Raw genomic sequence first — 15,312 nt, 5'->3', positions numbered from 1 at the left:
AAATGCTTTCAGAAGCTGAAAACTACACAAAACGAAGCAAACGCGATTGGAAACAAAAAAGAAAATTTTAGTTGCTCCATTAAATTGGGGATTAGGTCACGCAACACGCTGTATTCCTATTATTAAAGCTTTAGAAAATAATGGTTTTGAACCTTTAATTGCTTCTGATGGTGTAGCATTAGCTTTGCTAAAAAAAGAGTTTCCTCATTTACTGCACTTGGAACTTCCTTCATATAACATTCGTTATGCTGAAAAAGGTAAAAACTTCATGTGGAAAATGTTGGCTCAAGTTCCTCAGATTGTTTCAGCCATTCAAAACGAACGCAAAACAGTAGCCAATTGGGTAAAGGAATACGGTATTGACGGTATTATTTCTGACAATCGATTAGGTGTTCATCACAAAAGAATTCCTTCGGTTTTTATGACGCACCAATTGACCGTTTTAACCGGAAGAACTTCTTGGATCACTACAAAATTGCATCATTTTTATATTAGAAAATTCAACGAATGCTGGATTCCTGATGTTGCCGGAACGCCAAATTTGACCGGGAAATTAGGTCATTTAAGCACTACTTCTTTAAAACATTTGCGTTATATAGGTCCGCTGAGTCGTTTACACAAACGCGTGGTGGATCCTAAATTTGATGTCATGATTATTCTTTCGGGACCAGAACCGCAACGAACTTTTTTGGAAGAAAAACTGCAATCGGAATTTGAGAATTACGACAAACCTGTTTTATTCGTCAAAGGAAAAATTGAGGATGAACAACAAATCAATATTGAAAAAAACATCACCTATTACAATTTTATGAACAGCGAACAGTTAGAAATAGCGTTCAACCAAAGTGATAAAATTGTATGTCGTTCGGGTTATACAACCGTAATGGATTTAGCACAATTAGGCAAAAAAGCTTTTTTTATCCCTACTCCGGGACAATACGAACAAGTGTATTTGGCTAAAAAATATAAAGCAGACGGCATTGCACCGAGTTGTAAACAGGAAAATTTCAGTTTGGATAAAATAAATAAAATCGCTTTGTACAGGGGATTGCAAAACTTTACAACGACCATTAGCTGGACGGAATTATTTCGCCTTTTCTAAGGTAAATGAGAATTCGGAGCCCACTCCAAATTCACTTTCCACATAGATTTTTTCTTTGTGTCCTTCAATAATGTGCTTCACAATAGCCAATCCTAGCCCGGAACCGCCTTCACTGCGTGCGCCGCTTTTATCTACACGATAAAAACGTTCAAACAAACGAGAAATATGATGTTTTTCAATTCCCTCGCCATTATCGGTTACTCGTACAATCACTTTATTGCTCACTAAGTCTTCAATACTTACTTCCGTAGTTCCGCCTTCTTTTCCGTATTTAATAGAGTTGACTACTAAATTAGTTACTACTTGTTGAATCTTTTCCTGATCGGCAATTACTTTAATAGGGTGTTTATAGCGCGTATCAAAAGTTAATGTAATATGTTTTTTAGCAGCCCGCATTTCAAGCAGATCAAAAACGTTTTGAATTACTTCTACAATATTGAATTCTGACAAACTTAAATTCAGATCTCCTGTTTCTAATTTGGTAATCATATCCAAATCTTTCACAATATAGATTAATCGCTCTACTCCTTTTTCGGCACGTTGCAGGTATTTTTTACGGATGTTTTTGTCATCCATAGCTCCGTCAAGAAGCGTCAACAAATAGCCTTGAATGGTAAATAAAGGCGTTTTAAGTTCGTGTGAAACATTTCCTAGAAATTCTCTTCGATATTCTTCACGAATTTTCAAAGTTTCAATTTCCAGTTTTTTATCGCGAGCAAATTTTTGTACTTCTTTCGTTAAAGTCGCCATATCGGTTGTTACCGGCTGATTTCGGAAAGAGGCATTTTCCAACAGCGAAACATCATCGTAAATTTTCTTAACTCTTCGATAAATGAAACGCTCTACTCTAAACTGAAGTACAAAAAAAGAAAAGACAAAAAGCATAATGGCATACAATAGAATATACCACACGCTTATATGTAAAAAGAAATAATTGAAAAGGATTAAAACTCCAAAAGAAAATAAGGTAATATACGTTGATGATTTAAGTGCAAACTTGTATGATTTTTTGAAGTTAACCGTCATTAAAATTCTATTTTATATCCTACTCCTTTAATAGTTTTAAAGAAGTCATCTCCTATTTTTTCTCTTAATTTGCGAATGTGAACATCGATGGTTCTACCGCCTACAACTACTTCATTTCCCCAAACTTTATCTAAAATTTCTTCACGGGTAAAAACCTTTCCGGGTTTAGTAGCTAATAGATAGAATAATTCAAATTCTTTTCTTGGTAAAACAATTTCTTCGTCTTGGCGAATGATTTTGTACTCTTCACGGTTAATTTCGATATTCCCAACTTTAATTACATCGCCTGCTTTATCCTCATCTTTTAACCTTCTTAACAATGCCTTAACTTTACTGATCAGCACTTTTGGCTTAATTGGCTTAGCAATATAATCATCCGCACCTGCATCAAAGCCTGCCACTTGAGAATAATCTTCTGAACGAGCTGTTAAAAAAGTAATGATTGTATTTTGTAATTCAGGGAATTTTCGGATGTTTTCACAAGCTTCGATACCATCCATTTCGGGCATCATTACATCCATGATAATTAATTGAGGAAGTTCTTTTTTCGCTACAGTTATAGCTTCCTTACCGTTTGAAGCTGTAACTATTTGATATCCCTCTTGAGTAAGATTGTAGCCGACAATTTCCAAAATATCCGGTTCGTCATCGACCAACAAGATCTTGATGTCTTTTTTTTTCATTTCTTGAGAATACATAGTGTTACTGCTTGTAAAGGTAAAGATAATATAAAAAGTTGAAACGGGTTAACAATTATTTAATCGGTTTACATTTTACTAACATTCTCCATACTATTTTATAACAGGTGATTAACATTTCCCTAACCTATCAGCCTTTCCTTTGCAACGAAAAATAATAACGCAACAAATACAACAAATGAAATTAAAATTATTACTACTGTTCTCCTTCTTTTCAATGTTTGCTTTTTCGCAAACCGGAACAGTATCAGGTACTATTCTTGATAAAGAATATAATGATGAACCACTACCTTTTGCAAACATTTCAATTAAAGGCACAAGTAAAGGTTCTTCAACAGATGATAATGGAAAATATAGCATTGCTAACATTGAACCGGGCAGCTATACTTTAATCATTGCTTATGTTGGTTACGAGACTAAAGAAATTCCTTTTACATTAAAAGCAGGCGAGACCAAAGTTATCAATGAAACTTTAGCAGCTAGTGGCGTACAACTAAAAGATATTGTTGTACAAACTACTGTGAGTAAGGAAAAAGAAACTACTTTACTTTTAGAACAGCAAAAAGCTATAGACATGAAACAAGCTATTGGTGCAGAAGAACTTTCTCGTAAAGGAGTTAGTGATGCAACAGCAGCAGTTGTCAAAACAACTGGAGTTTCTCAACAAGAAGGTGTTAAAAATGTTTTCGTAAGAGGTTTAGGAGATCGTTACAATTCTACTTCCTTAAATGGCTTACCATTACCTTCTGAAGATCCTAGATATAAAAATATTGCTTTAGGCTTTTTTACCACCGATATCATTAAAAACATTAATGTAAATAAAACTTTTGGCTCAGACTTAAATGGGGACGTTGCGGGAGCTAATATTGATATTGCTTCTAAAGAACTAGAGAAAAATAAAGTTTTATCAATATCAGCTGGCACAGGATTTAATACTAACGCTATAAATAACCAGCTTTTAGTTGCTAACGGCTTTAATTATTTTGGTTTTCTAGAAAATGGAAAAAATGCACCTATTACCTCTTTAAGTTCAAATGCTTTTGACACAAAATTCAAACCTTCAGAAAAAAATAATGTAGTTAACACAAGCTTTTCTTTAAGTGGGGGTGGTAAAATATACTTTTCAGACACTAAAAGTTTATCATTATTCGGAGTTGTTTTGTCTACAAGTGATTTCTCTTATAGATCTGGAAAAACTGGAACAGTAAATGCTGACGGAGGTTCTGTTCAAGACTTAAATTTTACCAGAACCGATTATTCAGCTACACAAACAGCTTTAGGAAATATTAAGTACAAATTTGGTACTGGAAAAAGCATAGCGATAAACTCTATGTACATTCACGATAACAAACAATATGTTGGTGATTATGTAGGTTTTTCAAGAAGTATAAATGATAATAGTGACGCTACTAATTCATTCATTAGAAGACAACAATTAAACAACAATAATTTATTTGTTAACCAAGTAATATTTGATTACGAATTTTCAAATAAATTCAGCTTAAATGCAAGTGCAGCTTACAATATGGTTAGAGGCTCCGAACCAGATCGTAAAACAAACTCTTATAACTACGTTGATGGACATTATGTGGTTGCAACAAATTCATCTGTTTTAAATCATCGTTATTTCTCAACACTTGATGAGAATGACTACATTGGCAAAGTAGAAGGTAAATACACCTTCAATCCGGATAGCGACTTGAAAAAAGTTTTAACCTTTGGTGGTAATATAAGAAAAACAGAAAGAGACTTTAGTGCGATTCAATTTAACTATAATTTCTTCACCAATGATAATGTTGTAGACATTAACAACCCTGATGCTACTTTCAGTCAAGAAAATCTTAACAGTGGTGCTTATGATTTAAGAACGGGAAGAGGTTATGGAGCTAATGCTTTTGTACCTTATACTTATAATGCTACAAGAGACAACTATTCAGGTTATGCTCAAATCCTATATCCTTTCAACGAAAAATTAACTATCCAAGCTGGCGCTCGCTTTGAAACTTTCCAACAAAAAATCGATTGGGACACAAATATTTCTAGCAGTGTAAACGATTTAACTGTTGATCCTGCTAAAATTGATAAAACTTATATTTTACCAAGTTTAAATGCCAAATATTCTTTAAACGATAAAAATGCGTTACGTTTTGCAGCAAGTCAAACTTATACAATGCCTCAATTTAAAGAAAATGCACCCTTTCTGTATGAAGATCTTAACTTTTCTGAATTCGGTAACCCTGATTTAATTCCTTCAACAGATATAAACTTTGACTTAAAATACGATTGGTATATAGGAAGCGGAGAATTATTTTCAATAGGTGGATTTTACAAAAATATTCAAGACCCTATCAATAGAATTCGTGTAGCATCAGCAGCAAATGAATTCTCTTATGTAAACACTGGTACAGCATTTGCAACAGGAGCAGAATTAGAATTCAGAAAAAACATTATCAAAACAGAAAGCGAGATAAGAAACAATAATTTATCTTTTGGATTAAATGCCTCTTACTTATATTCTGAACAAAAACTAGTAGATACAGACAAAGATCGTTTAACCGTTTTGTTTACTAATTCAAAAAGTAAGTTAGAGGGTGCAACACCTTTATTAATTAACTCTGATTTAAGTTACAACTTTAAGACAGAACAAAATGCTTTAACATCTACCATTGTATTTAATTATTTCTACGACAAAGTTTACTCTATCGGAACTTCTGACAATCAAAATATTATCGAAAAAACAGTCCCTACTCTCGACTTTATAAACAAATTTACATTAAAAGAAAAAAAGCTAACAATGAACTTAGGTCTTAAAAATATTTTAAATCCAAAATTCAGATTAACTCAAGAAACAACAAATGGCACAACAACAACCGAGTCTGTAGTACAAAGCTATAGAAAAGGAATGTTTATAAGTTTTGGATTAAACTGGACATTATAAAAATCAATACAAATTAAACAATCTAACTATTAAATTTCAAATTATGAAAACAATGAAAAAAACGCTTTTAGTAGCACTTGCCTCAGTTGCAATCATTTCATGTAGCAGTGATGATTCAAACGACTCACCATCAACAACTTATGACGGAGTAATTTCTTCTTTAACAGATCCTGATTTTAATGCTGCGTCTTTAAAAGGAAATATCGCTGCTGACTTAACTTTACCAGCAGGTGAATACATCCTAGATGGTGCTTTAGTCGTTAAAAGCGGGTATACTTTGACAATCTTACCAGGTACAACTTTCAAAGCTACTCCAGGTGGAACTAACGTATTTTTCGCTGTAGAACAAGGCGCGATGGTTGATGCTGAGGGTACCGCAACTAATCCAATTTTATTCACTTCAAATTCTGGTAATCCAAGATCTGGTGACTGGGGTGGAATTCTATTAATGGGATATGCTCCGATCAGTGGTGGTAATACAGCAGTTACTGAAGTAGTTGATTATATCTATGGAGGAACTAACGAACATGATAGTTCAGGTATTTTAAAATATGTAACTGTTGAATACACAGGTGCTCGTATTAATGGAGACAAGGAGTTTAACGGATTCACTTTCTACGCTGTTGGTGATGGTACTGTTGTAGATAATATTGTTTCTAAATATGGAGATGATGATGCAATTGAATTCTTCGGAGGAACAGTTGATGTAACTAACTTATTAGTTGTAAATGCAAAAGATGATATGATTGACTGGACTCAAGGTTTTACAGGAACAATTACTAATGCTTACGCTATTAGAGAATATGGTTTCAACGATGTAACTCAAGATCCAAGAGGTATTGAGGCTGATGGAAATTTAGACGGTTTATCTCCAACTCAATCAGGACAATCTAATCCAACTTTAACTGATTTAACTATTGTTTCAAACTCAGTTGTTCAATTATCAGATATTATGAAAATTAGAAGAGGAAGTGGAGCTTTAATCTCAAACTGTTTAGTTCTTTTAGGTTCTAATGCTCCTGCTCCAGACGATTTTGTTGACTGTACAGACGGAGCAGGTGATGCTGCTGCTAGTACAAACATTACTGTTGTTGGTTCAGGTAATAATTTAAATATCACAGACAATAAAGTTGGTGTTAACAATGCTACTATCAATGCTACATCTGGAACTACAGGTGGTGCTGATACTACAGCTTTTGACTGGACCGGATACTTCAATTAATTCTTTTTACACTTATAAAACATTAAAAATCCCTCAAAATTGAGGGATTTTTTTATATCAATATGTAACAAACAAATAACTTATTTTAAAAATATTCTCAATACAAATTAACTTAGGGTGGAAAAATAATATTCAAACACACAACTTAAAATATTCTTTTATTATTATTTAATTTATCATTTGATAACTTTAAGAAAATTCAGGCAAACTATCTTTAACAATAAATAACTAAAAAATATAAACATGAAAAAAATTATTTTATTGATTATCTCTAGCTTGCTTTTTTATTCACTCTCTTATGCGCAAGCTGATCGTTATCATAAACTAAGAGTCATAGGCCCAACACTAGAACAGTCTGTAATAAATAGTTTATGTTATGGTTATGATTTCTATCACAAACCTTTGGTTACTTGGAATATATATTCTACCGATCCACTAGAAGTTGGAAAGATTTACCTTTTACCAACACCATCTGACGGTATTAATAGATTTTATTGGGTAGAACAAACATTTGATACTCCATATCAGGATGCAGGAGAGTTTGTTCAAAATTTACAAATAATAGAAGGTCCAATATCATGTACAACTCCTGCAAGATCTGTTCATTTTAGAAATTTGGGTACAGACTTAGATATTTCAGAAACCAATTCTTTTTGTGAAAATGGAAATTTTTCCAATAAACCTTTACTCAAATGGAATGTTCTTTCCGCTGATCCTCTTATAGTTAATAAAGTTTATAAGATTTCTTTTAATGGGCAAATATTGTATTTCTGGGTTGAACAAACATTTGACAGCCCAAACCAAGACAGCGGTGAGACTATAGGTGAAAACGATATTATCGGAATCGAAAACATTTCATGCACAAGGTCTGTTCATTTTAGAAATTTGGGTACAAATTTAGATACTTCGGAAATTAATTCTTTTTGTGAGAATGGAAACTTCTCCAATAAATCCTTACTTAAATGGAATGTTTCCTCTACCGATCCTCTTATAGTTAATAAAATTTACAAGATTTCTTTTGACGGACAAATATTATATTTCTGGGTTGAACAAATATTCAATACTCCAAACCAAGACAGCGGTGAGACTATCAATGAAAGTAATATCATTGGGATTGAAAACATTTTTTGTGATGCAGATTTAGATGGAATAGAAGACAGTGAAGACAATTGTCCTTCAACACCTAATACAGATCAATTAGATTCTGATGGTGATGGCGTTGGCGACGCTTGTGACAACTGTAATTCTGTTTCAAATCTAAGTCAATCTGATATTGACAATGATGGAATTGGCGATGCTTGTGATAGTGATAAAGACGGTGATGGCATACCAAATAGTTCAGATAACTGTCCAACTCAAGCAGGTCCTGCCTCTAACAACGGATGTCCTGGCTTAGCAGATTTAATTATAGATACTACAAACTCTACCGCTAAAGCTTCAGGAGCTTCTTATTCTCAAACTTTTTCTAGCAATTCATCTCATACTCTTTATTTAAATGATTCTGAACTTCAGTTATACTTAACTATTAAAAATACCGGGCAAGCAAGCTCAAATACCATGAAAGTCGGCTTCTATGCTACTCAAGGGGCTTCATTTAGTAGCCCTATCCTTTTAAAAGAAGTTAATTTTACAGGAATTAACAGCAATAGTAATCAGTCTCAAGGAGAATATATCCCAAGAGCAACATTAGCAGGATATATTAACTCAAATGGTTACGTTTATATTCATGTTGTTGTTGATAAAAACAATACTGTAAATGAAGGCTCATCCGGAGGTGAAAACAATAATAGATATTCTTCCATATTAGTCAATATTTCAAATAGTACAAGACCTACCGGAAAATTTACAATTGCTGAAAGAAATATCTCAGATGAAACTCATGTGAGTCCACAATCATACGATCTATATATTTATGATTTTTCAGGAACAAAAATAAAATCCGCAAAAATAAATTCTATTGAAGAAGAAAATCAAATTATAGCAACACTTCCATCTGGTTTATATGTAATAAAAACACTTGATGGAACAAGAAAAATATCAAGATAAACAGTCAACCTTTATATAATCGATCTAAAAAATCTCTCAAATTTGAGGGATTTTTTTTTGGCATGCATTTTGTAAAATTATTTTTCGTAACTTTATGCCGTAATTTGTATGCCAATGATCAAAAAATACTTATACTTAACTTTATGTGTACTTTTCTTCTCTGCTGCTTCTCAAGCACAAGAGAACAAAAGTGCTTTTGACAATGGCAATAAACAAGAACAACCTGCCATTGAAGGGCTTTCTATTTACCCTAATCCTACTAATACAGGAAAGATATACATTAGTTCAAAATCCTCTACCGAAAAGAGAATTGAAATTTTTAATGTTTTAGGTAAAAAAGTTTTGGAAACTGTTGTCAATTCAAAAGAAGTAAACATCAGTAATTTATCGCCGGGCGTTTATATCATAAAAATAAAAGAAGGGGAAATTTCTGCAACCAGAAAACTTATTATCAATTAGAGTCTACTAGTTAATTAACCTTTTTTTTACACTAGAGACTTGTTTACAAGTTTATATTGTTTCTATCTTTGTAAAAAATTAAATCGCATAAAAATGAAAAAACTTTACTTTTTATTATTTTCAATTTTACCTTTAATTAGTTTAGCTCAAGGTTCAATTAATTTTGACGATGACACTAAATGGACTCAAGGCGCTGGAGGAACAGCAAATTACACTAGTTATTCTGACCACAGTTACACTGATGGAGTATTCACAGCAACCGGTGTAGAAATAATAAGACAAACTACTGCTGATCAAGATGGTGTTGCAGGAGCTAATGGAACTTATTCAATTAGATTAAGAAATAATGCAACTACACAACTAACAATGACTATTGCTTCAGGTGGTGTAGGTAACTTTAGCTTCCAAGTGAGACGTTGGGATGGTACTCCTGACACTAACTTTACAGTAGAATACTCTACTGATGGCGGTGGAACTTGGAACACTTCTTCAGTAATCGATGCTAGTTTAACTACAGATTCTAACTGGAAAACAGTTAATGGAGTTATCAATAGTACAAACTCTAATATTCAAATTAGACTTGTTTCTAACGGGACTACTGAAAGAATTATGGTTGATGATTTTTCTTGGACTTCTCCAAGTTCTGACCCTTCAATTTTGATTTCATCTCCATCAAATGGAACTGTATATGATCCTTATACTACAAGTGTAGATGTGGCTTTGACGATTTCAAATTTCAATGTTGCAAATGGAACTGGGGATGGACATATTCATTACACAATTAATGGTGGTTCTATAATAATGAAATACGACACTACACCAATAAGTATACCTGTTTCTGCCGGAAACACTTATAGTATCTATGTTGAGTTAGTAGACAATTCTCACAACCCTATTGTTCCTGCTACAAATGCTACTGTTAATTTTGAAGTTACAGATTTTATTACAGCTACTACAATTTCTGCCGTTAGAAATGACGTAATTACAAATGGTGCTGGAAGATATTATCAAATAACGGGCGAAGCATTAGTAACATATACTAGACCAGCTACGAGAAACCAAAAATACATTCAAGATGCTACTGGTGGCTTATTAATTGACGACAACACTAACATCATTACTAACACATTTAATATTGGTGACGGAATGACTGGTTTAAAAGGTCAAACTTCATTATTCAATGGTGTATTACAGTTCTTACCAACAGAAGACATTACCGTTTCTTCAACTGGAAATACGATTACTCCTCAAGTAGTTACTGCAGCTGAAATTTCTGCAAACATCGAAGCTTACGAAAGTGAGTTAGTTCAAATTAACAACGCTACTTTCACTACTGCAGATGGTACAATTGTATTTAGCACTTCAACTCCTGGACCTAATTACAACATTAACGACGGTTCTGACCTAACTTTCAGAGCAATGTTTTCTGAAGCAGATTATATCGGTCAAGTAATACCAACTACTGCTCAAAATTTAATTGTTTTAGTAGCTGAATTCAACGGTACCGCACAAGTAGTCTCTAGAAATATGGACGATGTAAATGGTGTTCTTTCTACAAAAAACTTTAATACAATTGATGGTTTAACAATGTATCCAAACCCGGTTTCAGGAAATACTTTATACATCAATACTACTGCTAACGCTGTAAAACAAGTTCAAGTGTATAACGTATTAGGAAAGCAAGTAATCAACACTACAGTTGCTAACAACTCATTAAACGTTGCTAACTTAACTTCTGGTGTTTACATCGTTAAAATCACTGAAGAAGGTAAAACTGCTACAAGAAAATTAGTGGTTAAATAATATAGTCATTCTATTTTTTTTAGGATCTGAAAACTAATTCAGATTGAGACAACATAATTTTAAGCACCAACTGAGTTGGTGCTTTTTTATTTCATAGCTTTGCAAAAAAATAATTTGGTTTCAGCGCACGACATATTTACCATTTCCGGAAAAAAGGATTTTGAAAAAATTACGATGAAAGTTTTTCGTTACCAATATGAAAACAATTGGGTGTATCAAGAATTTTGTAATTTAATCAAACGAAATCCTTCCAATGTAAAATCGATCGAAGCTATTCCTTTTTTACCCATTCAATTCTTCAAAAGTCACAACGTCTTAAGTTCCACTGAACCTGTTCAAGAAACATTTACCAGCAGCGGAACTACCGGCATGCAAACCAGTCGCCATTTGGTTACTGACATTTCACTGTACAAAGAAAGCTATCGCAAAGGTTTTGCTGAATTTTATGGAAATATTGAAAATTATTGTGTTCTCGCATTACTTCCGTCTTATTTGGAACGCGAAGGTTCTTCTTTAATTTACATGGTGGAAGATTTAATCCAATTGAGTAATCATCCCGATTCCGGATTCTATCTGAACAATTACGACGAACTTATTCTTAAAGTAGAAGAACTCGATAATTCCGGGCAAAACGTATTGTTGATAGGCGTCACCTATGCTTTATTGGATTTGATGGAAAAACATCAATTTCAGTTGAAAAACACTATTATCATGGAAACCGGCGGCATGAAAGGAAGACGAAAAGAAATTATTCGCGAAGAACTTCACGCTATGCTTTGCCAAGGTTTTGGTGTTACTGCCATTCATTCGGAATATGGAATGACCGAACTCTTGTCGCAAGCCTATTCGTTAGGAAACGGCATTTTTGAATGTCCGCCTTGGATGCAAATTTTAATTCGAGATCCGGAAGATGCGCTCACTCTTTTACCTCAAGGGAAAAATGGCGGAATCAACGTTATTGATTTGGCTAATATCAATTCGTGCAGTTTTATTGCTACGCAAGATTTGGGTAAAAAATATCCCAACCATTCTTTCGAAGTGTTGGGACGTTTTGATAATTCTGATATCAGAGGTTGTAATTTGATGGTTTTGTAAAACATTTGTCAAGCTGAACTTGTTTCAGCTTCTAACACGAGCATCGCGAACTGACGTAGTAATCACGTTCGAAATGACATTATTTCACTCTGATTACGTAATAATTTTTCTTTCCTTTTTGAAGTAACACAAATTGGTTATTGATCAAATCTTCTTTGGTAAGCACTTTATCTTCGCCCACTTTATCTTTATTCACAGCAATTGCATTTTGCTTCAATTCTCGACGCGCTTCACCGTTAGAAGCCAAGAAATTAGTTTTGGCAGCCAAAGCACCAATCATATCTAAACCCGCTTCTATTTCACTCATTGATAACTCAACCATTGGTACACCATCAAAAACTTCTAAAAACGTTTTCTCATTTAATTTTTTAAGATCATCAATAGAATTGCTAAACAAAGCATTTGAAGCTGCAATAGCATTATCCAAATCTTCTTGCGAATGTACAAACAACATCAACTCTTCCGCCAAACGTTTTTGCAACATGCGTAAATGTGGTGCTTGTTGGTGTTCGGCAATTAAAGCATCAATAGTTTCTTTATTTAAAAACGTAAAGATTTTGATGTATTTTTCAGCATCAACATCTGTTGTATTTAACCAAAATTGGTAGAATTTGTAAGGCGATGTTTTTTCAGCATCTAACCAAACGTTCCCGCCTTCACTTTTCCCGAATTTAGAGCCATCTGCTTTTGTAATCAACGGACAAGTCATAGCAAAAGCTTTCGCTTGTTCGTCGTTACCCACGTTCATTCTACGAATAATTTCCGTTCCGGTAGTAATATTTCCCCATTGGTCACTTCCACCCATTTGCAGTTTACAACCGTAAGCTTTGTGTAAATGGTAAAAATCGTATCCTTGGATCAATTGGTAGGTGAATTCCGTAAAGCTCATTCCGTCTCCTACTTCACCGCTCAAACGTTTCTTTACTGAATCTTTTGCCATCATATAATTTACGGTAATGCGTTTTCCAACATCACGCGCAAAAGCGATAAATGAAAACTCTTTCATCCAATCGTAATTGTTAACCAAAACCGGAGCATTAGCGTCTGTAGCGTCAAAATCTAAAAAGCGAGATAAAACTCCTTTAATTCCTTCTACATTTTTATTCAACGTAGCTTCATCTAAAAGATTTCTTTCATCCGATTTTCCTGAAGGATCTCCAATCATACCCGTCGCACCACCTACTAACGCAATAGGTTTATGACCAAAATCACGTAAGTGCTTCAACAAAATAATAGGCACCAAACTTCCGATATGCAAAGAATCTGAAGTAGGATCAAAACCAATATATGCTGTAGTAGATTCTTTCGTTAATTGCTCTTCAGTTCCGGGCATGATATCGTGTACCAAACCTCTCCAACGTAATTCTTCTACTATATTTTTCATTGTTTTACTATAATTTGCGCAAAGATAATGGCTAAGTTTCAAAGTTTCAAAGAATCAAAGTCAGAAAGTTGCATTTAATCGCATTTCTACTATTTCTAAACCAAAGATTTCTTTATTTTTACAACATGATATTAGTAACAGGCGCTACAGGATTAGTAGGTTCTCACCTATTAGTGAAACTTCTTCAAGAAAATGAAGCTGTTAAAGCCATCTACCGAAATAAAAAAAGCTTAGATGCAGTACAAAAAATTTTTTTGTACCATGATGCTCTACCCCTTTTTGAAAAAGTGATTTGGGTTAAGGCTGATATTACCGATATTCCTAAACTGAGTTTAGCTTTCGAAAATGTTACTGAAGTATATCATTGTGCTGCCTTTATTTCATTTGATCCAAAAGACGAAGAGCAATTACACAAAACTAACATAGAAGGCACGGCAAATATTGTCAATTGCTGTATTGATTTTGGAGTTCGTAAACTTTGCTACATCTCCTCTATAGCTGCCTTAGGCGACTTGAAAGAGCATGAAACTGTTATTACTGAAGAAACCGAATGGAATTCAGAAGTTGAACATAGCGATTATGCCATTAGCAAATATGGTGGCGAAATGGAAGTTTGGCGAGGTTACCAAGAAGGCTTGGAAGTTGTTATCATAAATCCGGGAGTGATATTTGGATATGGATTTCCTGAAAATGGCAGTAGTCTGATTATTCATAACATTAAAAAAGGATTTCCTTTTTATTCTAAAGGATTAGTAGCCATTATTGGTGTTGACAATGTTGTTAACTGTATGGTAAAGCTAATGAATGGCAATTTTAACGGAGAACGTTATATTTTAGTAGCTGAAGATATTTCGCAAGAAGAACTGTTCTACATTATTGCTGACACTTTAGAAGCCAAAAGGCCTTATGTCCATGCTAATAAGATGCTGACCGAGATAGGATGGCGTTTAGATTGGCTTCTATCGTTTATCTTAGGTAAAAAGAGAGCTTTTACCAGAACTATGGCAAATGCAGCTCACAGCACTTTACAATATGATAGTAGTAAAATAAAAAAAGCCGCTAATTGCAGCTTTAAATCATCTAAAGAGATTTTTTCTTTTATTCCAAAGGAAGATTTTTCGTAATGCTATCTTTTTTTGAAGCAGCTCGCTCTATAAGTCCTCTTTTTTGCTTTTTATCCAAAGAATCTTTATCGGTCTTTTCTTCACTCGGTTCTTTTCCTTCGTCTAACTGCTCACTGATTCGATCCAGAACTTGCTGATATATTTTTTTATACTTGCGCACATTAGAGGCATAATAACGCTGATTTTGATAAAAAGTAGTACTATCTATCTTATATTTATCAAAAATAAAGCTTTGCACTTCCACGCCTTTCTGTCTCAACTTTATAGAACTATGACTTTCCGAGGCCTGTAAAATTGCTAAGTCATATAAGATATCAACCATCTCTTCTTCTTTAAGTAAATGATCAGGTTCTGCAACCGGATTGGAGTTACAGGCAACTAAACTAAAAACTAAAAAAATCAGTATTTTTCTCAT

At 33.7% G+C, this 15,312-nt stretch carries 12 protein-coding genes; 8 read left to right on the top strand and 4 right to left on the bottom strand.

The features are described 5' to 3' along the window. The first annotated feature begins 46 nt into the window (after positions 1 to 46). Positions 47 to 1,102 carry a glycosyltransferase gene (locus ACUSJC_RS06820; RefSeq protein WP_449268809.1) on the top strand — a complete coding sequence of 352 codons (1,056 nt, stop codon included), beginning with the start codon at positions 47 to 49 and terminating at the stop codon, positions 1,100 to 1,102. Here ACUSJC_RS06820 and ACUSJC_RS06815 read toward each other — a convergent pair. Then, the gene (locus ACUSJC_RS06815) at positions 1,085 to 2,128 is read right to left on the bottom strand and encodes a sensor histidine kinase (protein ID WP_449268808.1); all 1,044 of its coding nucleotides are present in this window, start codon (positions 2,126 to 2,128) and stop codon (positions 1,085 to 1,087) included. The two genes, ACUSJC_RS06820 and ACUSJC_RS06815, sit on opposite strands and share 18 nt — an antisense overlap. Beyond that, a complete protein-coding gene (locus ACUSJC_RS06810) occupies positions 2,128 to 2,811 on the bottom strand; it encodes a response regulator transcription factor (RefSeq protein ID WP_449268807.1) in 684 nt (227 codons plus the stop codon). Before ACUSJC_RS06810 ends, ACUSJC_RS06815 begins: the two co-directional genes overlap by 1 nt. 193 nt (positions 2,812 to 3,004) lie before the next feature. On the opposite strand from ACUSJC_RS06810, the gene ACUSJC_RS06805 reads away from it, so the two are divergent. The 6 genes from ACUSJC_RS06805 to ACUSJC_RS06780 all read left to right on the top strand — a co-directional run bounded on the left by ACUSJC_RS06805 (position 3,005) and on the right by ACUSJC_RS06780 (position 12,389). Then, positions 3,005 to 5,764 (top strand): TonB-dependent receptor domain-containing protein, encoded by a 2,760-nt coding sequence (locus ACUSJC_RS06805; RefSeq protein ID WP_449268806.1) that lies wholly within the window; start codon positions 3,005 to 3,007, stop codon positions 5,762 to 5,764. Positions 5,765 to 5,807: 43 nt separating this feature from the next. Beyond that, positions 5,808 to 6,986 (top strand): hypothetical protein, encoded by a 1,179-nt coding sequence (locus ACUSJC_RS06800; protein WP_449268805.1) that lies wholly within the window; start codon positions 5,808 to 5,810, stop codon positions 6,984 to 6,986. Positions 6,987 to 7,229: 243 nt separating this feature from the next. Further along, positions 7,230 to 9,032 carry a thrombospondin type 3 repeat-containing protein gene (locus ACUSJC_RS06795; RefSeq protein ID WP_449268804.1) on the top strand — a complete coding sequence of 601 codons (1,803 nt, stop codon included), beginning with the start codon at positions 7,230 to 7,232 and terminating at the stop codon, positions 9,030 to 9,032. A gap of 114 nt (positions 9,033 to 9,146) precedes the next feature. After that, positions 9,147 to 9,491 carry a T9SS type A sorting domain-containing protein gene (locus tag ACUSJC_RS06790; protein WP_449268803.1) on the top strand — a complete coding sequence of 115 codons (345 nt, stop codon included), beginning with the start codon at positions 9,147 to 9,149 and terminating at the stop codon, positions 9,489 to 9,491. A 93-nt stretch (positions 9,492 to 9,584) separates the two neighbouring features. Further along, positions 9,585 to 11,294 carry a T9SS type A sorting domain-containing protein gene (locus ACUSJC_RS06785; RefSeq protein ID WP_449268802.1) on the top strand — a complete coding sequence of 570 codons (1,710 nt, stop codon included), beginning with the start codon at positions 9,585 to 9,587 and terminating at the stop codon, positions 11,292 to 11,294. A gap of 114 nt (positions 11,295 to 11,408) precedes the next feature. Further along, positions 11,409 to 12,389 (top strand): LuxE/PaaK family acyltransferase, encoded by a 981-nt coding sequence (locus ACUSJC_RS06780; protein WP_449268851.1) that lies wholly within the window; start codon positions 11,409 to 11,411, stop codon positions 12,387 to 12,389. A 79-nt stretch (positions 12,390 to 12,468) separates the two neighbouring features. Here the strand turns inward: ACUSJC_RS06780 and tyrS are convergent, their stop codons facing one another. After that, positions 12,469 to 13,773 (bottom strand): tyrosine--tRNA ligase, encoded by a 1,305-nt coding sequence (gene tyrS, locus ACUSJC_RS06775; protein ID WP_449268801.1) that lies wholly within the window; start codon positions 13,771 to 13,773, stop codon positions 12,469 to 12,471. A 125-nt stretch (positions 13,774 to 13,898) separates the two neighbouring features. On the opposite strand from tyrS, the gene ACUSJC_RS06770 reads away from it, so the two are divergent. Then, positions 13,899 to 14,897 carry an NAD-dependent epimerase/dehydratase family protein gene (locus ACUSJC_RS06770; RefSeq protein ID WP_449268800.1) on the top strand — a complete coding sequence of 333 codons (999 nt, stop codon included), beginning with the start codon at positions 13,899 to 13,901 and terminating at the stop codon, positions 14,895 to 14,897. Here ACUSJC_RS06770 and ACUSJC_RS06765 read toward each other — a convergent pair. Then, positions 14,872 to 15,312, bottom strand: coding sequence for a DUF4296 domain-containing protein (locus ACUSJC_RS06765; protein WP_449268799.1), 441 nt, complete (start codon positions 15,310 to 15,312; stop codon positions 14,872 to 14,874). The genes ACUSJC_RS06770 and ACUSJC_RS06765 overlap by 26 nt on opposite strands.

The organism is Flavobacterium sp. U410, assembly GCF_053570605.1.
Note: the sequence above shows the minus strand (reverse complement) of the source record. Positions and strands in the feature narration are given on the sequence as shown.

Bases quoted from the DNA above. Each gene is read 5' to 3' on its own strand.
- ACUSJC_RS06815 (WP_449268808.1), bottom strand. From the start codon at position 2,128: ATGACGGTTAACTTCAAAAAATCATACAAGTTTGCACTTAAATCATCA.
- ACUSJC_RS06810 (WP_449268807.1), bottom strand. From the start codon at position 2,811: ATGAAAAAAAAAGACATCAAGATCTTGTTGGTCGATGACGAACCGGAT.
- ACUSJC_RS06805 (WP_449268806.1), top strand. From the start codon at position 3,005: ATGAAATTAAAATTATTACTACTGTTCTCCTTCTTTTCAATGTTTGCT.
- ACUSJC_RS06800 (WP_449268805.1), top strand. From the start codon at position 5,808: ATGAAAACAATGAAAAAAACGCTTTTAGTAGCACTTGCCTCAGTTGCA.
- ACUSJC_RS06795 (WP_449268804.1), top strand. From the start codon at position 7,230: ATGAAAAAAATTATTTTATTGATTATCTCTAGCTTGCTTTTTTATTCA.
- ACUSJC_RS06790 (WP_449268803.1), top strand. From the start codon at position 9,147: ATGATCAAAAAATACTTATACTTAACTTTATGTGTACTTTTCTTCTCT.
- ACUSJC_RS06785 (WP_449268802.1), top strand. From the start codon at position 9,585: ATGAAAAAACTTTACTTTTTATTATTTTCAATTTTACCTTTAATTAGT.
- tyrS (WP_449268801.1), bottom strand. From the start codon at position 13,773: ATGAAAAATATAGTAGAAGAATTACGTTGGAGAGGTTTGGTACACGAT.
- ACUSJC_RS06770 (WP_449268800.1), top strand. From the start codon at position 13,899: ATGATATTAGTAACAGGCGCTACAGGATTAGTAGGTTCTCACCTATTA.
- ACUSJC_RS06765 (WP_449268799.1), bottom strand. From the start codon at position 15,312: ATGAGAAAAATACTGATTTTTTTAGTTTTTAGTTTAGTTGCCTGTAAC.